Below are 20,139 nucleotides of genomic sequence, written 5' to 3' on the forward strand. Positions count from 1 at the left end.
TGTCGGCCGGCGTCGCGCCGCGGCTGCGCGCGATGTCCTTGGTCTGCAGTCTCGTCAGGCTGAAGCCGGACCCGATCAGCTTGGCGGAGAACCTTGGACCGGTCATCTCGGCGGTCGCGGTCATGTGGGCGAGCACGTCACGAACGCTCCACCTGTCGCACAGCGACGCTCGGTCCCACCGGTCGTCGCGGAGCCCGGCCAGCTCGGCGGCGAGGGCCTTGCGCTCCAGGTGCACGACGGGCCAATTCATGGAGGCGGCGTGCGGCCTCGTGCTCGGCCGGCTGAAGGCGGGTGTCGCGGTCGCGTCCGATCCGGCTGCCCGGGTGCCGCGGCGTTCGCGCCGTCCGAAGCGACGCGACCCGCGCTGACCGCGGCGTTCAGGACACGTCGTAGCCGAGCACGACCTCGGTACCGGCCGCGCCGCGATGCAGCGTGAGGTGGTCGGTCAACGCGTCCATGATCACCAGCCCGCGGCTGTCCCGTCCCGGAGTGGGCTCCCGCCACGTGCCCCAGTCCCGTACGCGCAGCGTCACGGCCGACGCGCCGAGGTCGCACTGCAGCTCGACCCGACCCTCACCGTCCGGGTACGCGTGCACGGCCGCGTTCGCGGCCGCTTCACCCACCGCGAGGACCATCTCGTCGTGGCGCGCCGCGAGCGAGTCGTGCTGGAGGATCCAGCGCGACGCGAGCTTGCGCAGCAGGACCGCCTCCGCGACGGCAGCCGGCCGCGACACCTCGAGCGCGGTACCGAGCCGCGCGAGCCGCTCCACGACGCGGGTGACCGGAAGACCGTCGAGCGCGTCGGCCGGATAGAGGTCCGCGACCCGCGGCAGCCGACGGATCCGGTCCGCCTCGTCGCCCGAGAGCACCTCGCACATCCCGACGAACCCCTCGAAGCGGTCGTCGGCCGCGAGACGGGGAGCGGCACGGGTCAGGACCCACTGGTACTGCTCGTCGCGATCTGCGACGCGCGCGAGGTGCTCGAAGCACCGGCGATCCTCTTGCGCGGACTCGTACGCGTCGAGCAGCGATCCGAGATCGTCCGGATGGACGCGCTGCATCCAACCCCACCCGAGCTGCTCCTCGAGCCCGCGCCCGACGAACTCGACCCACGCCGGGTTGAACCATCGCGCGAGGCGGTCGGCGTCGGTGAGCCACACCATGGTGGACAGGTCGGCGAGGCGCGGGTCGATCGGCTCGCTCTCGGCCGTCGTGTCGTCGATCGCGCGCACCTCGTCGACGTCGAGACGCCACTGCCCGCCACCGACGTGCGTCACGGTCACGTGCGCGCGATGCCGGACGCCGTCCCTGAGCACGACGACCGGCCTACGGACGACGGCACCGTCCTCGGCGAGCACACGCGGCAGGAAGAACGCGAGATCTCGCGCGGATGCCGCGTCGAGCATGAGCGGGTCGCGCTCAGCGAGGACGGCGCCGTCCACGCGTTCGAGCACGAGCCGGCTGCCGGCGAGGTCGACGTCGAACTGCGCCGAAGACGAGCGGTCGTCGCCGGATCGCGACACGGGCGGTCCTTTCGAGAGCTCCCGCGGAGGCCGTCGAGACCCCGTTGGTCGCCGCCGAGACGCTACAGCGCGTGTCGACCCTGGCCGGACCGCCGACGGAGCGCGGCGGCGTCGGTTCGCGCTCAAGTCGAGCCTCGGCGTGACGACGTATCTCACGTTTCGCGGCGGTCGACCAAGAAACGCTCTTCCAAGCGGCGGAAGACTCGAAAGGCACGTGTCGTGGCGCGAAGCCTCCGGTTCCGGTCGGTTCGTACGAAGCTGATGACGTCCTTCCTGGCGATCGCCGCGGTGGTCGCAGTCGTCGGCGTCTTCGGCATGACGCAGCAGAGCTCCATCGCCGCGAAGGGCAAGGCGATCTACAGCGGCAGCTTCACGCCGCTCGCTCGGATCTCCGACGCGCGCGAGGGGATGCTGCAGAGCCGCTTCGACCTCGTGGTCGCGGTGACGCAGACGGGCCCGGCGGTCGACCAGTCGCTGTCGGCGTGGAACGCCGAGGCGAAGGGCGCGGACGAGGCACTCGCCGCGTTCAAGGCCGCGAACGGTCACGGTTCGGCGCAGGAGAGCTCGCTCTTCGACACGATCTCGTCGAACTGGTCGAGCTACAAGGACATCGCGCAGTCGAAGGCGATGCCGCTGCTCCGTGCGGGCGACGCGGCGGCGTTCGACTCGCTGCGCACGTCGCAGATCCTTCCCCTCTTCAACAACATCAACGACGCGTTCGACAAGCTCGTCACGATCCAGGACAACCAGGCCAAGGCCGCGATGACCGCGGCGGACAGCACGCAGTCGAGTGCCCGCACGTTCACCGTCCTGCTGATCGTGCTCGGCGTGGGTCTGGCCGCCGGTCTCGGGTTCGTGATCGCGCGTGGCATCGCGCGGCCGCTCGGCGCGAGCGTCGAGAGCCTCGATGCGCTCGCGGCGAAGGACCTCACCAAGGAGCTCGACGTCCGCACCTCGGACGAGACGGCGCGCATGGCGCAGTCGCTCAACACGGCCGTCGAGAACCTGCGCAGCGCGCTCGGGTCCATCGCGCAGAACTCGGAGACCCTCGCCTCGGCCTCCGAGGAGCTGATGGCGGTGTCCACGCAGATGGGCTCCAACGCGGAGGAGACCTCCGCCCAGTCGAACGTCGTGTCGGCGGCGAGCGAGCAGGTGAGCCGATCCGTCGAGTCGGTCGCGACCGCGGTCGAGGAGATGACCGCGTCGATCCGCGAGATCGCCCACAACGCATCGGACGCCGCCCGTGTCGCGACGGAGGCCGTCGAGAAGGCCGCGGTGACGAACGCGAACGTCACGAGACTCGGCGAGTCGAGCATCGAGATCGGCAACGTCGTCAAGGTGATCACCTCGATCGCCGAGCAGACGAACCTGCTCGCGCTCAACGCGACGATCGAGGCCGCCCGCGCCGGTGAGTCGGGCAAGGGGTTCGCCGTGGTCGCGAACGAGGTGAAGGAGCTCGCGAACGAGACGTCGCGCGCCACCGAGGACATCTCGCGCCGCATCGAGGCGATCCAGGGCGACACGCAGGACGCGGTCGTGTCGATCCAGGAGATCACCGACGTGATCAACCGGATCAACGACATCCAGAACACGATCGCGAGCGCAGTCGAGGAGCAGGCGGCGACGACGAACGAGATCGGCCGCAACGTGTCCGAGGCCGCCAAGGGAACGAGCGAGATCGCGCAGAACATCACCGGCGTCGCACAGGCCGCGCACAGCACCGCCGACGGGGTCGGCTCGACCCAGCAGGCGGCGACGGAGCTGTCGCGCATGGCGCAGGAGCTCAACGCGCTGGTCGGCGAGTTCACCTATTGACGCTCGAGCCTTCGTCGCGTCTCCGTTGCGTCCTCGTCGCGCGAACCGGCGCGGTGACCGCAGTCATCGCGCCCCGGTGACGACCGTCATTGTCGTGGTCGCCACCGGGGAGGAACGTGGAGACCCACGCGCGAGGGAGGGGTGCGCTTGTTCAGGACGCGACGCGAGCTCGGGCCTGCGGTCCAACCCGTCGGAGTGCTCGACGGCTGTCCGCGCTCGGAGCTCGAGACGATCGGGAGTGCGAGTCGAGTCGTCGACGTGCCCGCCGGGTCGATGCTGTGCGAGCAGGGCCGGCTCTCGCTCGACTGCATCATCGTGGAGTCCGGTCGAGCCGAGGTCCTCGTGCACGGCCGCCGCGTCGCCACGATCCGTCCCGGCGAGACCGTCGGCGAGATGGGCGTGGTGCAGCGCGCGCCGCGCTCGGCCACCGTCGTGGCGCGCGACGACATGCGCGTCCGCGTGATCCCGGCCTCGCAGCTCGACCGGGTGATGGAACGCGCGCCGACGTTCGCACGGGCGGTGATGCGTGAGGTGTCGGCGCGGCTGTCGGCGGCGAACCAGGTGCGCGTCGCCGGAGACGCGGTCTCCGCGTAGCCGCTCGCTCAGGCGCGTCGCGGCGGCTCGGCCTCGGCCCGGCCGAGCTGCTCGCCGAAGCGGTCGAAGCGGGGCAGCTTGGTCCGGCCCGCGGCCGGACGTTGCCGCAGCTCGAGGACGTACGCCGCGAACGCGACGACGACCGTCACGACGAGCCCGGTGCAGGCCCAGGTCATTGCGTCCACCCGAGCTCCTCGTCGAGTCGCGCGTCGATCTCGCGGACGTCGTGCGCCGTGATCGACAGTCGGATCGGGTCGTCGAGCGCGTCCACGTGCTCCCAGGGCACCGTCACGCGCAGCCGCCGGCGCTCGACCCAGCGGGTCTGCATCACGCGCGCGAGACCGGCTCGCGTCCCGACGAGCAATGCGTCGACCCGCAACTCGTCCTCGTGTCGCGACGCGCGCACGTCGACCACACGGCCGAGTCGCCGTCGCTCGCAGTCGACGACCCGACGGCCGAGGAGATCGTGCAGCCGGACACGCACGTCAGGCTCCCGGGACGCGCGCGACGAGACGACGAGCGTGGTCGGCGATGGTCTGCACCTCCGTGTCGGCGGTGTGGAGGTCGAGGTGCACGACGACGTCGATGGCCGCGACGTGGTCCCATGCGATCTCGACGGGCTTCGGGGCGCGCAGCCCGACCAGGCGGTAGAGCACGCGCGCGACCCGGACCGCGGGAGCGCCGAGCGTCCCGGCGAACGCGAGGGGGCCGGTCAGGATCGCTCGGACGGTGGGCCCCGATCCGTCGTCCGGGACGTCGAGCACGAGGTCGTCCACCTTGCCGCAGCGCAGCCCGTCCGCGTCGACGATCTCCTTGTCGAGGACGTGCTTGCCGAGCTCGACCCGGCGCCGGGCGATCACGACCCGCCTCGCGTGATGACGAGGAGCGGGATCGTCACGATCGTCACGACCGCGAGCATCGCGAAGACGACGAGCGCGACCGCGTTCCCGGCGCGGGTGTTCGTCTGGTCGCCGACGTACTCCGGGTCGTTCGCGACGATGAGCAACGGCCCGAACGTGAACGGCAACGCGAACGCCGCGAGGGCCATCGTGACGACCGTGAGCCGGATGGGGTCGACGCCGGTTGCGACGACGGCGACCGCGACGACGCATTCGAGCAGGATCGCGAGGTGGAACATCGGCACCTCACGCGGGCGTTGCCGCTTGCCCCAGTCCCACCCGAAGAACTGGCACACGCCGTAGCTGCCGGCGAGCGCGGTCTCGAGCGCGGCTCCCGCGGAGACGGCGAACGTGCCGAACGCGAAGATCGCGACGCCCGCCGTACCGAACGCGTCCCGGGTCGGGCGGGCCGCATCGAGCAGCGTCTTCACGTCGTGGCCGGGGAACAGCGTGACGGCCGCCGTGACCATGAGCGCAAGCGTGATCAGCCCGCCGCACGAGGTGCCGACGAGCGCGCTCATCCGGTTCGTGACCAGATCGTCGCCCGTCCACGCCTGCTCCATCGCCCCCGACGAGTAGAACTCGAACTGGTAGGGCGTCATGTACGCGCCGAGCAACGAGACGACGGTGAACGCGTACAGGGCGGCGGGATGCGTCGTGCGCGCGTCGGGGTGAGCGAGCGCGACGGCGACGTGCGAGTAGCGCGGCGCGAGCTCGATCATCGCCGCGACTGTGACGAGCATCGTCAGTCCGAGGATCGCGGCGGTGTTGTCGAGCAGGTCGAACCCGGCCCGCCAGAGCACGACGAGAACGGCGATCGCGAACAGCGCGGCGAGGAGCGGGACGGGCAGCTTCAGACCGATCCGGACCGCGAGCGCCATGCCCGCGATCTCGACCGCGAGCGTCAGGATGTTCACGAGCCCGGTCGCGACGAGCGGGACGAGTGCGAGGTGGCCGCCGAGGCGGTCGCGGATGACGTCGAACGTCGTCCGACCGGTCGAGATCGTGATCCGCCCCGACATCTCCGCGAACACCGCGAAACCGATGATTCCCGGGAGGAGCGTCCACAGCAGCGCGGTGTGGAAGCGCGCGCCGCTCTGGGTCGACGTGATGACGCCGCCGAAGTCCACGAACCCGCCGATCCCGGCCAGCACGCCGAGCGCGAGACCGCTCGCGCGTCGGGGGCCGGTCCTCACCGCATGTGGCTACCCGTTCGTGTGTGCCTCTCATGCTCGGCACATCGCGCGCGGGGGATGTTCGGTGCGGATGTCGGAGCCTGAGGTCCACGTCGATGCGCGCTGAACGGTTCGATCCGGACACGTGGCCCGTCTGGCTGTGTGTCGTGGTCGTCGTCGCGTTGTGTGCCGGTGCGCTCGCCCTCCTCCTCGCGACGGGAGGGGCACGCGCCAGCCTGCTGCGCTGACGGGCCAAGATTTGACGATTCGTTGACGAAGGCGCGTTGGTCGCGTGCCGATGGCTGACGCATGCGGACAGGACTGCGTCGCGCGGCCCTCGCCGTCGCGGGTGCCCTGCTCGTCGTCGCGGCCGGAGCGTGCGGTGGCGGGAGCGGCGCGGGCAGTCACGCGACGCACGGCACGCCCCTCACCACGACCTCACGAGGTGCCGCCGCGGTCCCCACCGCGGGATCAGGCGCGCACGCGCCGAGCGCCGCGCAGGCACCCGGGGCCGCGGCCGCGCTGTCGGGCGCGAACGAGCAGCTCTCGAGCGTCGACCAGCTCCTGAGCCAGGCTGACGGCGCCGCGGGCCAGACCAACCCCGACGCGAGCCAGGAGGGGACCGCACCGTGAGCAGGAGATTGCTCTCGAGTGCCGGTGCGTTCGTCGCCGCGGGCGTCGCGGTCGCGACGCTGCTGGCCGCGCCGGCCGGCGCGCGCCCGGTCCCGCCGGTGCGCTCGACCAACGCGACGACACCGAGCTCGAACGGATGTCCCCCCGCGTTCGCCGACCTTCGCTCGCGCGGTCATGCCGAGGCCGCGCGGCGGGAGACCACGTTGACGACGTTGTCGTCCGCGCTCACGGGTGCGCAGGACCCGTGGGGCGTGAACAGCGGCCTGCTGAGCACGCTGGCCAACGCGAAGAGCAACCTCGTGGCGCTCGACCAGCGGATCCAGTCGTCGTGCTATCCGACGCGCGAAGGGCTGCGCGCCGACGTCGCGACGATCTTCGCCGGCTACCGCGTCTACTGGCTGCGCGTCCCGCAGTCGCGCATCGTCGAGGAGGCCGATCATCTCGGCGTCGCGCGGGGCAAGCTGGCATCGGTCGCGCAGACGCTGACGGGGCTCGTCGGCGGGAACGCGCAGGCACAGGCCGACCTGACGGCGATGGACCACGCGTTGGCGTCGTTCGACTCGACGTTGGGAACCGTGCCCAACCTGACGAGTCACGTCGCGGCCGTGCCGGGTCTCGTCCCCGCGCAGGACATGAGCGGGAACGTCGCCGCGATGCAGGCCGCACGGGCCGATCTCAAGACGGCACGCCAGGCGCTCGGACAGGCCGCCACGGACGCGAAGAAGGTCGTCGCCGACCTGAAACACTGAGCGCGCGGCCTCGGCCGCGGTGCCGCGGCCTGGCGCGACCTCACCGTGCGGAGAGGGTGACGAAGTCCCGCGTGCCCTCGTGCAGGTACCGGTCGCTCGGGCGCTGGATGCTGCCGAGCAGCTTGATGCCGCGGATGTCCGCGGGCGTCGATCCGGCGTACGTGTAGAAGCTCACCCACTCCGAGTTGATGTCGAGCTCCATCGCGCGCACGCATCCCGCGTCGGCGAGCACGCGCGCGAGCGACTCGATGTCCATCGCCGGGCCCGCGACGTAGACGAGGTTGCCGGCGCGGTCGACGCCGACGCCCGAGCGCCACACGAACACCTTCCCACCGACGGTGTGGCCCCATTGCGCGTGGTCGTTCGCGAGCAGGCCGGGGACGGGCTGGCCGCCGTCCACGATGAGGTCGAGGTTCTGGCGCACGGAGGCGACGTCGGGTGACATTGTCACGTCCCGTCCCCACACGCCGACCGTCGCGCTCCCGTCCCGTGTGATCACCAGGGACGCGCGCCCGTCCACGAGCGGCGCGACGGTCCGTCCCTCGGTGTAGTAGCCACCGCGCGAATCGCCGATCCGGAACGCGCCGTTGAACGCCGCGACGAGCGACGGATAGTCGGATGGTGCGACGAACGCGCCGTGGAACCACGGTCCGCCGCCCGGCACCTGCAGGCCGTTGTAGAGCGTGGCGCGCAGCAGGTGCATGTCCATCCAGACGAGGCCCGCGAGGAAGCTCGTGTGCACCGCGTCGGGTCGCAGGAACGTCTCGTACACCGCCGCATCACCGTGCACGAGCTTCCCTGTCGGTTGCCAGACGCCCTCGCCCGGCAGTGCCGGCGACGCGAGCGGTGGAACGGGGCCCGGGCGCGGGGCGGGGATCGTCGGCGGCGGGGTCGAGACCGGTGCGCTCGGCGGCGGGTCGGGTCGCGCCGCGCGCGGGATGCCGTGACGGGGTCGTCCACCGACACGCGGCGCGTGGTGCGAGTACCACCAGTTCTCGAGGACATCCGCGACCCCGCCACCGCCGTGGTCGCGCACCCACTCGACGAACTTCACGCCGACGGGGTCACCGCCGGGTGCGGTCAGCGCGCGCGTGAGCGACACCCCGATGGTGACGAGCACCATCGCGGTCGCGGCGGCGGCCGCGAGCAGGATCCGCCGGCGTGTGCGATGCCGGCGCTCGTCGCCGCGCGCGCGGCGGGTCAGCCCGTCCGCGGTATCGCGATCGAGCTCGTCGGTACGCGCAGACATTCGATCCTGCTCGTGCCGCGCTGCCACGTCGGCGCGCACGGCGTCGTGTTCGGGAGTGCGTAGTGGTGCCAATCGAGGACCCAGACGCGCCCGCTGACCGGCGCCCCACCGACGATGCGCGACTCCGCGCCCGGAGCAACGCCGATCCGAACGGTCCGGAACGACTCGCGACCCCGCACGCCGAGGGACCACTCGGTCTCCACGCCCTTCCAGGCCGGCCGCACTGCGACGACGTCGCCGGGCCGCACGACGGCCTGGAGGTGGCGGATGGCGACGTCGGGCCCCGAGCGCGTCGCCAACGCGTACGCGGTCGACGGCAGCATCACGGCCAGGAGCGCGACGAACGCGAACGCGCCCGCGACACGCAGTCGGCGCGCCAGCGCGTCGACCGCGAAGCCGATCGCGAGCAGCGGTCCCCACGACACGACGGTGAACGTCCGGTCGATCACGACCGGGAGCGCGAGACCCGCGGCCGCGCCGACCGCGACCGGCGCGGCGAAGCAGCACAGCCAGACGCGACCGAGCGTGCGGTCGCGCCGCAGGATCGCGATCGCGCCGACGAGGACGGCCAGGACCACGACCTCGTAGGCGACACTGCGGAAGGTGACGGCACGGCCGAGCGCGTCGACGAGCCCGTGGAAGGACGTCGCGGGGATCCAGTCGGAATGGCCACCGCGCGCCTGGACGGCGAAGGTCGGTCCCCACAGTGCCGCCCATGCGACGCCAGCCGCGACGATTGCGCCCCGCCACTCCCACGCGTCGCGGTCGCGTCGCGTGCCTGCGCACGCGAGGATGCCCGCGCCGAGGAGGAATCCCGAGACGTGGGTCATGAGGCCGAGGAACACGACGGCGCCGATCGCGATCGCGTGCCCGCGCCGCGGGCGGCGGAGCCACGCGTCGGCGAGGACCGCGGCGCCGACACCGATCAGCTCCATCTCCGCGTACATGCGCGCTTCGCGTCCGTGGGTGAGCTGGAACGCGCTGACCGCCATCGCGGTCGTCGCGACGACGCCGGCGAAACCACGGTGGCGAACCCACCAACCGAACAGCGCGAGCGCCGCGATCGAGCAGAGCGCGGACGGCATGCGGAACCACAGCTCGCTCACGCCGGCGCGCGCGAGCGGGGCGCGCAGCACGTAGTCGAGCGGCGGGTGGGAGTCGTGGTGCGCGAGGTACGAGACGAGATGCGTGATCGGGAGGCGGCCGACCATCGCGGTGAAGCTCTCGTCGTACGTCAGGCGACCGGCGCCGAGCCCCCACAACCGGAGGATCGTCCCGGCGACGACCGCGCCCGCGATCCCTGCGAGCGCGGCGAGCTCACCCCGCGACGGCGCGCGCGTGCGGGGCGTTGCGTCCGCATGCCCCTCGGACCTCCGAAGCTCGGGTTCGACGACGACCGTCGCCATCGCCCGGCACCGTACGGGCCGCGAAATGTGAAAAACGTGTGAGTCGGCGGTGAACGACGGTCGTTTGCCGAGCGTTGGCGCTCGGTTGGCGTCAACCGCCGGTTCGGCGGTGCGAGCGCTCGGTGAGCTCACGCTCGTCGAACGCCCAGGCGGCCTCGGCCGCGGTCGCGACGAGGTCGACGCACGCGTCGATCGAAAGGACGGTCGAGTCCACGACGAGGTGGTAGTGCGCGGGATCGGCGGGGTCGACCCGGTAGAGACGCTTCACGTACCGCGCGCGTGACGAATCCGTCTCTTCCAGCCGCCGTCGCGCCGTCGCGAGATCGATGCCCTCCCATGCCGCGCCACGCTGCGCGCGGCGGTCCGGTGGGCCGTCCAGACGCACGTGGAACACGCACGACCGCCGTCCCAGCGCGATCGCCGCAGCGCGTCCGAGCACCACGGCGCCGCCCGTCGCGAGCAGGTCCTCCAGCCCGGTCTGCACCTGCGTGCGCACGTGGTCGGGGAGCTTCGTCACATCCGCCGGCGCCGGGATGTTCCAGTCCGCGCTGATGAGCGCGAGTCCGTCGAGGAAGCGGCTGCGCGGCGTGTCGGCGAGCTCGTCCTCGCTCGCGTGCTCCGTCGGGATCGCCGGGAGCGTCTGCACGCTCGTCAGCCGGTCGGCGAAGGGCAGGCCGAGCGTGTGCGCGAGGAGCGGCGCGATCTCGCTGCCGCCCGCGCCGTACGTCGCGGACACGGTGAGCAGCCGGGCATTCATGCGAAATCTCCGATCGAGGCCGGGTCGGGCTCGATCGCACCCGAGGGCTCGGGCGCCACCGGTAGGTCGTCGCGGTGCGGCTTGTCGCGCGGGATGAGCAGCGACATCAGCGTTCCCGCCGCGATCACGACCACCGCGAAGACGAGCGCGACGCGCGTGCCCGTCGTGACACCGTGCTCGAGCGCGCTGGTGACGACGGACGCGTGCTTCGGGGACAGTGACGGCGGCGGCACGTAGCCCGTCCCCGCTGCGTGCACGCCGGCGAGCGCGCTCTGCTTCACCGTACGGGGCAACGACGACGACGCAATGCGGCTCGTCGCCGCGCGCAGGCTCTGCACCGTCAGCAACGAGCCGATGACCGAGACGCCGAGCGCGCTTCCCACCTGTCGCATGGTCGTGTTCGCGCCGCTTGCGACGCCCGAGCTCTCCGAGGGGATCTCGGAGAGCACCACGTTCGTGAGCTGCGCGCCGGCGAAGCCGATCCCGGCACCGTACAGCGCGAGCCCGGGCAGCAGTGACCACACGGTGATGTTCAGGTTCACGACGCGCAGGATCAGCACGATGCCGGCCGCGTACATCACGAGACCGACGCGCACGATGATCGTCGTCCCGTAGCGGCGGATGAGCAGGCTCGCGGTCTGCGCGCCGACGATGACGAACAGGCCGCTCGGCAGCATCCACAAACCGTTGCGCTCTGCGCTGAGGTGCTTGCCGTCCTGGAGGAACACGGGCAGCACGAAGCTGATGCCGAGTTGCCCCATCGCCAGCACCATGCTCGTGAGCAGCCCGTAGCGGTACGTCTTGAAGCGGAAGTGCGCGAACTGGAACAGCGGATCTCGCCCGGCGCGGTCCTTCACGACCTCGAGCCACACGAACGCGGCGAGGATCAACGCGGAGGCCACGAACACGACCGGGATCACGGACAGGGAACGCGTCGCGGGCCACACGAGCTTGCCGACGACCGAGAAGTCCTTCGCCGGCCGCCACCACCCGTACACGCCGCCCTCGCTCAGACCGAAGACGAGCAGGAACATCCCGGCCGCGATGAGGATCGCCCCCGGCACGTCGATCCGGACGCGCGCGCCTCGGTGCCCGCCGTGCTTCATGAACAGCAGCGCGCCGACGACGGCGACGGGCGCCACGATCACGTTGATGCGAAACGACCACCGCCACGAGTAGTTGGTGGTCAGGAACCCGCCGACGACCGGCCCGGCCGCGGCCGCGACACCCGCGGTCGCGCCCCACGCGGCGAACGCGGCCGCGCGCTCAGCGCCCCGGAAGGTGCTGGAGAGGATCGCGAGCGTCGCGGGGAGCATGAGCGACGCGCCGACGCCCTCGATGATCGCCTCGCCCAGGATGAGCTGACCGACCGACGTCGACACCGATGCCAGCAGCGATCCGGCGCCGAACAGCGCGGCGCCGATGATGAAGATGCGGCGGTGTCCGTAGATGTCGCCGAGTCGTCCGCCGATGATGAGGAGCGCGGCGAACGTCAGCGCGTAGCCGGTGATGACCCACTCGAGCGACGGCAGCGTCGTGTGGAGGTCCCGCAGCATCGTCGGGATCGACACGTTGAGCACCGTGTTGTCGAGCACGACGATGAATGCGGACAGGATCGAGATCGCGAGCGTGACCCAGCGGGTCGCGTCGACCTCGTCCGCCTCCTGCACTCGACGCACGCTAGCGAACGGTGCTTCCGCCGCCGGCAGGCGCTCCGGACGCGACGCGACCTCCGAGCGCGTCGGAGATCACGTCGCGTGCGTCCTTCGGTCTCACATGTTCGGGCAGTGACCGTGCGCGTGCGGCGCCGTCGACGGTGTGGTCGGTGCCGACGGCGACGAGCTCGACGATCCCGAGGTCGTCGAGGGTGTCGAGGGTGTGGACGGCGACGAGCCGCTCGTCGCCGCGTTCGCCGCGACCGCGCCTCCGACCAGCAAGCCGGCGGACACGACTCCTGCCGCGACCATCTTGTGCACCGGACGCATGAGCATCACCTCCTCTCGGTCCTGGGTCGGACGTGCCCGCGGAGCGTGGGCCCGGAGGCTGAGAGCGGGGTGAACCCGAGCTTGGAAACGGCTGTGAACCGCCGGCGACGGCCCGACGGCTTTCCGTCGTCTGACGCCCGCCCGTCGCACCACCCATCGCGACACGATGGGTCTCCCGGCCCATTGCCCTTCGGGCCGGGAAGGCGCACTCTCTCCGTGCCGGTGGCGCAGCGCCAGCGGCGCCGAACGCAACGAGGCAGGGGCGAACGGTGGGCAGCGACACGACGCTCGACACGAGCACGACGGGTGCGGGCCCGTTTGCGCCCGTCGACTTTGCCCGGCGTGACTCGTTCCGGGCGCGGGTGGAGTCGTGCGCGCAGATCCGCGTGCTGCGCCCCGACGCATCGACACCGGGCTGGCGGCGCTGCCATCTGCGTGACCTCTCCGCGTCCGGTGCGGGCGTCGAGGCGGTCGGCGACGACCTCGCGCCAGGCGAACGGGTCCTCGTGCGCTTCGACGGCGTCGCGACGGCCGAGCGCTTCCAGCTCTACGGCACCGTCGTCCGCGTCGCCCCCGACTCGGCGCGCACGATGTACGGCATCAAGTTCGACCGGCTGCTGCCGCGGCAGGTCGAGCAGCTCTACAGCCTGGTGATGACGTTCGCGCGCATCCGCCAGAGCCGCACGGCCCACGTGCTGTAGCGAGCCCGCACCTTCTACGCTCCCCGGCTCATGACCGTCGACCCGATCGTCGGCGACACCGTCACGCCCGCGTCGAACCGCGAGCCGTGCTTCGTGGTCCCCGCACGCGAGGAGGCTGCGCGCCAGAAGCTCGACGCGTTCGTCGCGCGCGCCGGACGTCGCCCGAACATCCTGCTGATCCTGATGGACGACGTCGGGTGGGGCGACTTCGGGTGCTACGGCGGCGGCGTCGCAGTCGGCGCCCCGACACCGAACATCGACCGTCTCGCGCGCGACGGGTTGGTGCTGACGTCGTGCTACAGCGAGCCGTCGTGCACGCCCACGCGGGCGTCGATCATGACCGGCCGTGTCCCGATGCGGCACGGGCTGCTCGTCCCGCCGATGTACGGGATGCCGGGGGGCCTGCACGGCGAGGTCACGCTCGCGCAGCTCCTCTCGGACGCGGGGTACGTGACGCAGGCCGTCGGCAAGTGGCACATGGGGGAGAACCGCGAGAGCCAGCCGCAGCACGTCGGCTTCGACGACTTCTACGGGTTCCTCAGCGTGTCCGACATGTACACGGAGTGGCGCGACCCCTACTTCTTCCCCGAGGTCGTGTACAGCGACGCGCGCACCGAGTGGGTGCGCAACATCCCTTTCAACAAGTGCTTCGTGCACGCGCAGCGGGGCGGTGACGCCGAGGACGTCGAGGAGGTGACGATCCCCGTGCTGTCGTTGCTCGACGACAAGTGGTGCGCGTACTCCGAGCAGTTCGTCGAGCGCATGGCCGCGTCCGACCGGCCGTGGTTCCTGTACCACTGCACGCGGGGCGCGCACTTCGACAACTATCCGCACCCCGACTTCCTCGGCCGCTCGCCCGCGAAGCACCCGTACAAGGACGCGCTCGTCGAGCTCGACGACATCTGCGGACGGCTCGTCGCGGCGCTCGAGCGCACCGGCCAGCTGGAGTCCACGCTCGTCGTGATCTCGTCCGACAACGGTCCCGAGATGGAGACGTGGCCGGACTCGGCGTTCACGCCGTTCCGCTGCGCCAAGGGCTCGACGTGGGAGGGCGGTGTCCGGGTCCCCGCGGTCGTCTCGTGGCCGGGGATGGTCGAGCCCGGCCGCACGAGTGACGGCATCGTGCACCTGCTCGACCTGTTCGCGACGTCCGCGACGCTGGCCGGCGCCGGCGACCGGCTCCCCGCCGACCGGTACCTCGACAGCGTGGACCAGACGTCGTTCCTCCTCGCGCCCGCGGACGAGCTCGAGGTGGTGTCGAACCGGAAGTCACAGCACTACTGGCTCACCGCCAACTACTCGGCGGTGCGCGTCGGCGAGTACAAGTACATGCTCACGTCGATCAGCGACGACGACACGGACGTGCTGAACCCGGGTGGGTTCACCGGTTCGGTGCGCAACTACGCGTACGGGCGGCTCTACAACCTCTACCTGGACCCGAAGGAGACGCGCTCGTACATGATCCGCAAGCTCGTCTACATCGACGCGATCATCGCGGAGACCGCGCGCCACCGGCAGACGTTCCGCGACTGGCCCAACAAGCCGGCCTGACCGCTCAATGAGCGATCTGCGTGGTCTGGCGGTACTCAGGTGTCAATGAGCCGTGACGGCGGCGCAGCTTGTCGACCAGTGACGCGAACATCGGGTAGACGTTCTCGCCCATCGCGTCGATCGACGGCTTCCACAGCTCCCAGCGATCGACGAGCCGCCGGCCGAGCAGCGCGTCGATGAGGTCGGAGTGGAACGCGCCGAGCTCCTCGAGCGCGGCGAGCTGCTCGAAGTAGTCGAGCTCGCGATACAGCACGTATGCCTCGGGTGCGTTCGCCGCGATGTATCCGACGAACGCATCGCGGAGCTGGTCGGCGTCCGCGAAGCTCGCGACGAGACGGCGTGTCTCGACCAGCGCGTCCTCGTCCCACCGGCGCAGGAAGTCGGCCGCCATCTCCGCCTGCCGTGTCTCGCGCGCCTCCCGGACCTGACGGGCCCCGAACACCACGAGCCCGAGCGTGCTCACGAGGCCGACCGCGCCGACCGCGGTCGCGACCGCGGTCACCTGTTCCGCCCAGTTCGGATCTGTCATGACCCGACCTTGGCCGACGGGCGGCGCGTCAGTCGACGTGGCCGGCCGCGACCGGTTGATTCGTCGACGACACGACGCCCGGCGCACGCTCGTCCGTCAGCGCGAACCCGACCACCGGGCCGCGGTAGCGGAACGCCGCGACCCCGGGCGCCGCCCCGAGGACGCCCGCCGAGATCGCGGTCGGGTGCTGCGCGTCGCCGACGAGCGCCCACAACTGGTACGTGCGGCCGTCGGGGAGCGTCGCGAGGCCCGTCGCGGACAGGAACCCCGTCCCGTCGGGCAGGTAGACGATCTGTGCCCGGTGCGTCCCGTCGGGCGCCGACAGGACGACGGAGCGTGCGCCCTGCTGCGACCGCGCGACGTCCATCGCGTGCCGCAACGCGTTCGTCTGCCCGGCCGCGCGCGTGAGCGTGTCGATGCGGTTGCTCTGTTGCGCCACCTTCACGCCCAGGACGACCGCCGCGATCGCGGCCGCGGCGGCGAGGGCGACGGCGACGCGCAACGCGACCGTGCGCCCGCGCGATCGTCGCTCGGTGCGCGGCATGATGCGCGCGACGGGCGGTGCACCACGGTCGCGGTTGATCGTCTCGCTGATCCGGTCCCACACGCCCACCGGCGCGTCGGTCCCCGCGTGGGCGAGCAGGGCGGCGAGCTCGCGGAACTCGCCGACCTCCGCGCGGGCGTGCGGGTTCTCCTCGAGGTAGCGCTCGACGCGCTCGCGCTCGTCGGGATCGACGGCGTCCAGCGCGTACGCGCCGAGGAGCTCCCGGAGCTCCTGCTCGTCCTCGAAGCTCACGCCGTCCATGATCCACCGATTCCGGCATCGGCGAGCGACGCGCGCAGCCGGACGAGCCCGGCGCGGATGCGGCTCTTGATCGTGCCCTCGGGCTCGTGCAGCAGCCGGGCCACCTCCCGGTACGTGTGACCCTCGAAGTACGCGAGCTCGATCGCGGTCCGCTCGCCGACCGACAACGTGCCGAGCGCGCTGCGGACCTGCTCCGCGAGGGCGAGGTCCCAGACCTCGTGCTCGACGTCGTACCCGGACTCCGCCGTCAGACGGGCGTCGCGCTCCTCGCGGCGACGGCGTGACGTCTCCGACCTGATGAGGTCGACGCTCCGGCCGTGCGCGTTCGCGAGGAGGAAGGAGCGCAGGGAGCCGCGGTCGGCGTCGAAGCGGTCGGGGTCGTCCCACAACCGGACGAACACCTCCTGGACCACCTCCTCGGCGAGCGCACGGTCACCGAGGAGCCGGTTGGCGAGCGCGAACACGGCGCCGCCGTGCCGGCGGTACGCCTCCGCGAGCGCTTCCTCGTGGAACCGTGCGATCGCGACGACGAGCCGCGCGTCGCTCGCATCGCCGAGATCGTCCCTGCTCACCGCGACGTGTTCGTCGCCGGTGCGTGCCGCGGATGACCGCGATCAGCCGGCTCGCCGTCGGCGTGCCAGGTGCTCCTCGGCGAGCTTCGGGGGCGCGCACGCGAGCCAGGCGTCGAGCAGCGCGTCCTGCAACGGCCGCTTCGTGACCTTCTTCATCTGGATCAGCACCGCGGCGTAGCCGTCGAAGTGGGGGATCGTGAAGAACGCCTTCGGGTTCGCCGCGAGGACCGCTCCCTTCTCCCCGAGGTCGTCCACGCGGACGGCGAGGATCGGGCCGTCGGGTGGGGTCTCGTCGCCGAAGCGCTTCAGGTCGGCCTTGCTGAACGGGCGTTCCCACGCGAACGCCTTGCCGGCGACGAACCACGTGCGGTTCCCGTGCCGCTCACCCTCGGTCACCTCGGGAAGCGCACGCGCGAGGCGCGCAGCTTCGTCGATGGTCACCGGCGCTCCCGCACCGTCCCGAAGCCGTACACGAACGCCCAGTCGGTCGTCGCCACGGTGACGTCCCAGCCGAGCCCCGCCAGCCGGGCGCGCAACACGTCCGGCTCCCGGTACACCTTGACGATCTCGAACGTGCGCCCGTCGGCGACGCGCCGGATGCTCGTCCCGTTCTTCAGGTCCGTGAGGCTGTTCACACCTTCGGCGATCCCGTCACGCACCGCGAAGCGACCGCGGGTCGGTTGTGCCGCGCTCGGGGCGGCGTTGTCCGCGAAGAAGACCCGGCCCCCGGGCCGCAGCGCGCGCCCGACGAGGTCCCAGAACTCGTCGAAGCGCGTCTCCGGCACATGGCTCAACCAGAACGCGAACGTCACGACGTCGAAGGGTCGGTGCGGCACCCACGTGAAGATGTCCGCGGTGACGAACTCGACGGGCACGTCACTGTTCGTCAGCTTGCGCGCGTTGCGCTCCAAGGTCTCGGCCGACGCATCCAGGGCGGTGATCGACGACGCGTGCGACGCGAGCCGAGTCGTCCATATGCCTGTTCCGGCGGCGAGCTCGAGCACGTCGCCACTCGGGCCGAACTCGTCGAGCGCGCCGTAGAGCCGCTCGACCTCTCCGAACCAGGCCTCGTTGAACTCGGCGCCGAGATCGTGGGAACCGCGACGCTCCCACCAGTCGTCGTATCGGGGTGCGTGCACGCGGTAGTAGTCGATCTGTGAACGCAGGAGGGCGTCCGCATCCACGTGATGACTCACGCGAACCGCCACCGTGTCGCGCCGCCGGGCTCCACCGTGCCGAGCGCCGTCGCAGTGTGCAACGTCATCCGGTAGACGAACCACGGGGGCGGTCCCGCGGACGGCGCGCTGAACTCGGCGGTGAGCGCCGTGCCGCTGTCGTCGACGCGCGCCGGCCAACCTCCCGCGGCCCATCGTGCTGCCATCGTGGCAACGGTGTCGCGGTCGGTGACGCGGTGCGCCTCGCCTTCGGCGACGAGGTCGAACTGCTGCGTCGCGACGCTCAAGGTGCACCGCGGGTCGCGTGCGAGGTTGCGTGCCTTGCGGGTCGCCGGTCCTGTCTCGAACCAGAACGTCCCCTCGGTCCACAGCGCGCCGATGCCGGTCACGTGCGGACTGCCGTCGGCGTCGATCGTCGCGAGCCAGCACGTGTGACGGTTCGGCCCGCCGCTGTCGGGTGCCTGCGTGAGCCCCTGGTCGAGCCGTTGCGTGACGAGCGACCAGTCGATCAGTGGCAGCGAGTAGAGGTCGGCGAGGTTCGTAGCGTCCATGACCGTTGGACGTTCGCAGGCGCCGGCACTCATCGGCGCTGCGTCAGACCGCGTTCGGCTGGTGCAGCTCGACGGTGTTGCCGGACGGGTCGTTCACGAACGCCTGGAGCCCGGTCCCGACGCGCGACGCGTCGCTGACGCCGATCCCGCGGCTCCGCAGCTCGGCGACGACCGCGGGCAGGTCGTCGACCTGCACGGCGAAGTGCTGTCCGCGGCTCGCCGGTGGCGGCGCTTCGAGCAGGTGGACCTGCTGGCTACCCGCGTCGAGCCACGCACCGCCGATGCCGAGCTCCGGCCGGTCCCCCCGCTGGGTCAGACCGAGCACGTCGACGTAGAAGCGGACTGCCTCGTCGACGTCGGACACGTTGATCGACACGTGGTGCACCCCGACCGGCCGCATCACACGAGTCTGCCGCGCGTCGCGGCGGCGCGCACTCACGGTCTCACACGGGCGCGCGCTCCTCCACGACGAACGTGTGCTCGACCCGCTCGATCGTGGCGTCCCCGCGCGGCGGTGGGACGGCCGACGGCACGGCTCGGATCGTCAGCGCGTGGATGTCGAGCGGCGTGCACGAGCGGAGGAACGTCAGGAGCCGGTCGCGCGCATCAGGACCGCTCGCCCACGTCACCTGGCCGTCGACGACGACCGCGACGCTTCGTCCCGAGCGGTCGAAGAGGCCCCAGCCGCGGCGCCGCCACTGCGCGCGTCCGACGAGCATCACCGTCTCGGGATCTCGGAGCGCGAGACGGCCGAACCAGAACGGCGGCCGCTGCGGAGCGGGCTCGCGGTTGGTGGCGCCGGTCAGGAGGTCGCGCAAGACGCCGGCGTCGGCGTCCGTGCCGTCCGCCATGTCGACGATCCATTCGCCGGCGACGACCTGGCGTCGGCGCCCGCGTGCTCGCCACGGAGGGGCATGAACCCGCACCAATCCACGTTGCGGCTGTCGAGACGTTCGCCACACCGCTCGAACGTGACGGGGAGCTGCAGGCCCGGGCCGAGCCACAGCGGGACGACCAGGCGACCGCCGTCGCGCAGCTGCTCGACCCACGCGCGCGAGAGGTCGCTCACCCCGGCCGTCACGATGACGCGGTCGTACGGTGCCGTCCGGGCCGCGCCCTCCCAACCGTCACCCGTCAGCACGTCGACCGTGGCGCCGAGGGCCGCGAGCCGGGCGCGCGCGGTCGCCGCGAGCGACGGGTCGAGCTCGACCGTCGTGACGTGGCCGGCCGGCCCGACGAGCTCGGCGAGGATCGCGGCGTTGTAGCCGGTCCCGGTCCCGACCTCGAGCACGCGCATGCCCGGCGCGGTCTCGAGCGGCTCGAGCATGACGCTCATGATCGACGGCGCGCTCGAGCTGCTGATCGGGATCCCGTCTGCCGTCGTGCGCGTCGCGATCGCGAGGTCGGCGGAGTACGCGCGTTCGAGCGACGCGTCCGGGACGAACACGTGTCTCGGGACCGTCCGGAACG

The 20,139-nt window shown here is 71.6% G+C and carries 27 protein-coding genes; 7 read left to right on the forward strand and 20 right to left on the reverse strand.

What is annotated here, in order from left to right; translation table 11 throughout:
• On the reverse strand, positions 1-250 hold a 250-nt coding region (locus VFC33_12725; protein HZR14101.1), incomplete at its 3' end, for a maleylpyruvate isomerase N-terminal domain-containing protein.
• 127 nt (positions 251-377) lie between these two features.
• Positions 378-1,523, reverse strand: a complete 1,146-nt coding sequence (locus VFC33_12730; GenBank protein ID HZR14102.1) for an ATP-binding protein — start codon at positions 1,521-1,523, stop codon at positions 378-380.
• Positions 1,524-1,742: 219 nt separating this feature from the next.
• On the opposite strand from VFC33_12730, the gene VFC33_12735 reads away from it, so the two are divergent.
• Complete coding sequence (locus VFC33_12735) at positions 1,743-3,338, forward strand: methyl-accepting chemotaxis protein (protein ID HZR14103.1); 1,596 nt, start codon at positions 1,743-1,745, stop codon at positions 3,336-3,338.
• Between the two features lie 147 nt (positions 3,339-3,485).
• On the forward strand, positions 3,486-3,932 hold the full coding sequence (locus VFC33_12740; GenBank protein HZR14104.1) for a cyclic nucleotide-binding domain-containing protein: 447 nt from the start codon (positions 3,486-3,488) through the stop codon (positions 3,930-3,932).
• Positions 3,933-3,940: 8 nt separating this feature from the next.
• Here VFC33_12740 and VFC33_12745 read toward each other — a convergent pair whose 3' ends face one another.
• From VFC33_12745 to VFC33_12760, 4 genes are read right to left on the reverse strand one after another with little or no spacing between them, the layout of a single operon-like run.
• Positions 3,941-4,117, reverse strand: a complete 177-nt coding sequence (locus tag VFC33_12745; GenBank protein HZR14105.1) for a hypothetical protein — start codon at positions 4,115-4,117, stop codon at positions 3,941-3,943.
• Entirely contained in the window at positions 4,105-4,416 is a 312-nt protein-coding gene (locus tag VFC33_12750) for a PRC-barrel domain-containing protein (protein ID HZR14106.1), read from the reverse strand. Before VFC33_12750 ends, VFC33_12745 begins: the two co-directional genes overlap by 13 nt.
• A 1-nt stretch (position 4,417) precedes the next feature.
• Positions 4,418-4,792 (reverse strand): hypothetical protein, encoded by a 375-nt coding sequence (locus VFC33_12755; protein ID HZR14107.1) that lies wholly within the window; start codon positions 4,790-4,792, stop codon positions 4,418-4,420.
• The gene (locus VFC33_12760) at positions 4,789-6,027 is read right to left on the reverse strand and encodes a divalent metal cation transporter (protein HZR14108.1); all 1,239 of its coding nucleotides are present in this window, start codon (positions 6,025-6,027) and stop codon (positions 4,789-4,791) included. The genes VFC33_12755 and VFC33_12760 overlap by 4 nt, the downstream gene beginning before the upstream one ends.
• A 95-nt stretch (positions 6,028-6,122) precedes the next feature.
• Between VFC33_12760 and VFC33_12765 the strand changes: the two genes are divergently transcribed.
• From VFC33_12765 to VFC33_12775, 3 genes are all read left to right on the forward strand, one after another.
• Positions 6,123-6,254: a hypothetical protein gene (locus VFC33_12765; protein ID HZR14109.1), complete on the forward strand. Its 132-nt coding sequence runs from the start codon at positions 6,123-6,125 to the stop codon at positions 6,252-6,254.
• A 61-nt stretch (positions 6,255-6,315) separates the two neighbouring features.
• On the forward strand, positions 6,316-6,639 hold the full coding sequence (locus VFC33_12770) for a hypothetical protein (GenBank protein ID HZR14110.1): 324 nt from the start codon (positions 6,316-6,318) through the stop codon (positions 6,637-6,639).
• Entirely contained in the window at positions 6,636-7,388 is a 753-nt protein-coding gene (locus VFC33_12775; GenBank protein HZR14111.1) for a hypothetical protein, read from the forward strand. Before VFC33_12770 ends, VFC33_12775 begins: the two co-directional genes overlap by 4 nt.
• 40 nt (positions 7,389-7,428) lie before the next feature.
• Here VFC33_12775 and VFC33_12780 read toward each other — a convergent pair whose 3' ends face one another.
• The 5 genes from VFC33_12780 to VFC33_12800 form a co-directional block, all read right to left on the reverse strand.
• Complete coding sequence (locus tag VFC33_12780; protein HZR14112.1) at positions 7,429-8,637, reverse strand: phosphodiester glycosidase family protein; 1,209 nt, start codon at positions 8,635-8,637, stop codon at positions 7,429-7,431.
• Positions 8,589-10,043, reverse strand: coding sequence for a hypothetical protein (locus VFC33_12785; GenBank protein ID HZR14113.1), 1,455 nt, complete (start codon positions 10,041-10,043; stop codon positions 8,589-8,591). The genes VFC33_12780 and VFC33_12785 overlap by 49 nt, the downstream gene beginning before the upstream one ends.
• A gap of 91 nt (positions 10,044-10,134) precedes the next feature.
• A complete protein-coding gene (locus VFC33_12790) occupies positions 10,135-10,800 on the reverse strand; it encodes a cytidylate kinase-like family protein (GenBank protein HZR14114.1) in 666 nt (221 codons plus the stop codon).
• Positions 10,797-12,470 carry an MFS transporter gene (locus tag VFC33_12795; GenBank protein ID HZR14115.1) on the reverse strand — a complete coding sequence of 558 codons (1,674 nt, stop codon included), beginning with the start codon at positions 12,468-12,470 and terminating at the stop codon, positions 10,797-10,799. The genes VFC33_12790 and VFC33_12795 overlap by 4 nt, the downstream gene beginning before the upstream one ends.
• A gap of 102 nt (positions 12,471-12,572) precedes the next feature.
• Positions 12,573-12,785, reverse strand: a complete 213-nt coding sequence (locus tag VFC33_12800; protein ID HZR14116.1) for a hypothetical protein — start codon at positions 12,783-12,785, stop codon at positions 12,573-12,575.
• A 269-nt stretch (positions 12,786-13,054) separates the two neighbouring features.
• Between VFC33_12800 and VFC33_12805 the strand changes: the two genes are divergently transcribed.
• Both VFC33_12805 and VFC33_12810 read left to right on the forward strand, forming a co-directional pair.
• The gene (locus VFC33_12805; GenBank protein HZR14117.1) at positions 13,055-13,486 is read left to right on the forward strand and encodes a PilZ domain-containing protein; all 432 of its coding nucleotides are present in this window, start codon (positions 13,055-13,057) and stop codon (positions 13,484-13,486) included.
• A 30-nt stretch (positions 13,487-13,516) separates the two neighbouring features.
• A complete protein-coding gene (locus VFC33_12810; GenBank protein HZR14118.1) occupies positions 13,517-15,037 on the forward strand; it encodes an arylsulfatase in 1,521 nt (506 codons plus the stop codon).
• A 4-nt stretch (positions 15,038-15,041) separates the two neighbouring features.
• Here VFC33_12810 and VFC33_12815 read toward each other — a convergent pair whose 3' ends face one another.
• From VFC33_12815 to VFC33_12855, 9 genes are all read right to left on the reverse strand, one after another.
• Positions 15,042-15,566, reverse strand: coding sequence for a hypothetical protein (locus tag VFC33_12815; GenBank protein HZR14119.1), 525 nt, complete (start codon positions 15,564-15,566; stop codon positions 15,042-15,044).
• Positions 15,567-15,594: 28 nt separating this feature from the next.
• Positions 15,595-16,362, reverse strand: a complete 768-nt coding sequence (locus VFC33_12820; protein ID HZR14120.1) for an anti-sigma factor — start codon at positions 16,360-16,362, stop codon at positions 15,595-15,597.
• Positions 16,359-16,943, reverse strand: a complete 585-nt coding sequence (locus tag VFC33_12825) for a sigma-70 family RNA polymerase sigma factor (protein ID HZR14121.1) — start codon at positions 16,941-16,943, stop codon at positions 16,359-16,361. Before VFC33_12825 ends, VFC33_12820 begins: the two co-directional genes overlap by 4 nt.
• A 42-nt stretch (positions 16,944-16,985) precedes the next feature.
• Positions 16,986-17,384, reverse strand: a complete 399-nt coding sequence (locus VFC33_12830) for a hypothetical protein (GenBank protein ID HZR14122.1) — start codon at positions 17,382-17,384, stop codon at positions 16,986-16,988.
• Entirely contained in the window at positions 17,381-18,127 is a 747-nt protein-coding gene (locus VFC33_12835; protein ID HZR14123.1) for a class I SAM-dependent methyltransferase, read from the reverse strand. The genes VFC33_12830 and VFC33_12835 overlap by 4 nt, the downstream gene beginning before the upstream one ends.
• An 8-nt stretch (positions 18,128-18,135) precedes the next feature.
• Complete coding sequence (locus VFC33_12840; protein ID HZR14124.1) at positions 18,136-18,669, reverse strand: pyridoxamine 5'-phosphate oxidase family protein; 534 nt, start codon at positions 18,667-18,669, stop codon at positions 18,136-18,138.
• Positions 18,670-18,712: 43 nt separating this feature from the next.
• Positions 18,713-19,069, reverse strand: a complete 357-nt coding sequence (locus tag VFC33_12845; GenBank protein ID HZR14125.1) for a VOC family protein — start codon at positions 19,067-19,069, stop codon at positions 18,713-18,715.
• 43 nt (positions 19,070-19,112) lie between these two features.
• Positions 19,113-19,520, reverse strand: a complete 408-nt coding sequence (locus tag VFC33_12850; protein HZR14126.1) for a hypothetical protein — start codon at positions 19,518-19,520, stop codon at positions 19,113-19,115.
• Positions 19,472-20,139 (reverse strand): methyltransferase domain-containing protein (locus VFC33_12855; protein ID HZR14127.1); only part of this gene is annotated, 668 nt, incomplete at its 5' end. The genes VFC33_12850 and VFC33_12855, both read right to left, overlap by 49 nt.

It is taken from the genome of Acidimicrobiia bacterium (genome assembly GCA_035651955.1).
Taxonomy (GTDB): Bacteria; Actinomycetota; Acidimicrobiia; order IMCC26256; family JAMXLJ01; genus JAMXLJ01.

What these genes read in the sequence shown, in the direction of transcription:
- VFC33_12845 (HZR14125.1), bottom strand. Translation starts at nt 19,069, where the DNA reads ATGCGGCCGGTCGGGGTGCACCACGTGTCGATCAACGTGTCCGACGTC.
- VFC33_12780 (HZR14112.1), bottom strand. Translation starts at nt 8,637, where the DNA reads ATGTCTGCGCGTACCGACGAGCTCGATCGCGATACCGCGGACGGGCTG.
- VFC33_12810 (HZR14118.1), top strand. Translation starts at nt 13,517, where the DNA reads ATGACCGTCGACCCGATCGTCGGCGACACCGTCACGCCCGCGTCGAAC.
- VFC33_12840 (HZR14124.1), bottom strand. Translation starts at nt 18,669, where the DNA reads ATGGACGCTACGAACCTCGCCGACCTCTACTCGCTGCCACTGATCGAC.
- VFC33_12850 (HZR14126.1), bottom strand. Translation starts at nt 19,520, where the DNA reads ATGGCGGACGGCACGGACGCCGACGCCGGCGTCTTGCGCGACCTCCTG.
- VFC33_12815 (HZR14119.1), bottom strand. Translation starts at nt 15,566, where the DNA reads ATGACAGATCCGAACTGGGCGGAACAGGTGACCGCGGTCGCGACCGCG.
- VFC33_12800 (HZR14116.1), bottom strand. Translation starts at nt 12,785, where the DNA reads ATGCGTCCGGTGCACAAGATGGTCGCGGCAGGAGTCGTGTCCGCCGGC.
- VFC33_12790 (HZR14114.1), bottom strand. Translation starts at nt 10,800, where the DNA reads ATGAATGCCCGGCTGCTCACCGTGTCCGCGACGTACGGCGCGGGCGGC.
- VFC33_12765 (HZR14109.1), top strand. Translation starts at nt 6,123, where the DNA reads ATGCGCGCTGAACGGTTCGATCCGGACACGTGGCCCGTCTGGCTGTGT.
- VFC33_12770 (HZR14110.1), top strand. Translation starts at nt 6,316, where the DNA reads ATGCGGACAGGACTGCGTCGCGCGGCCCTCGCCGTCGCGGGTGCCCTG.
- VFC33_12785 (HZR14113.1), bottom strand. Translation starts at nt 10,043, where the DNA reads ATGGCGACGGTCGTCGTCGAACCCGAGCTTCGGAGGTCCGAGGGGCAT.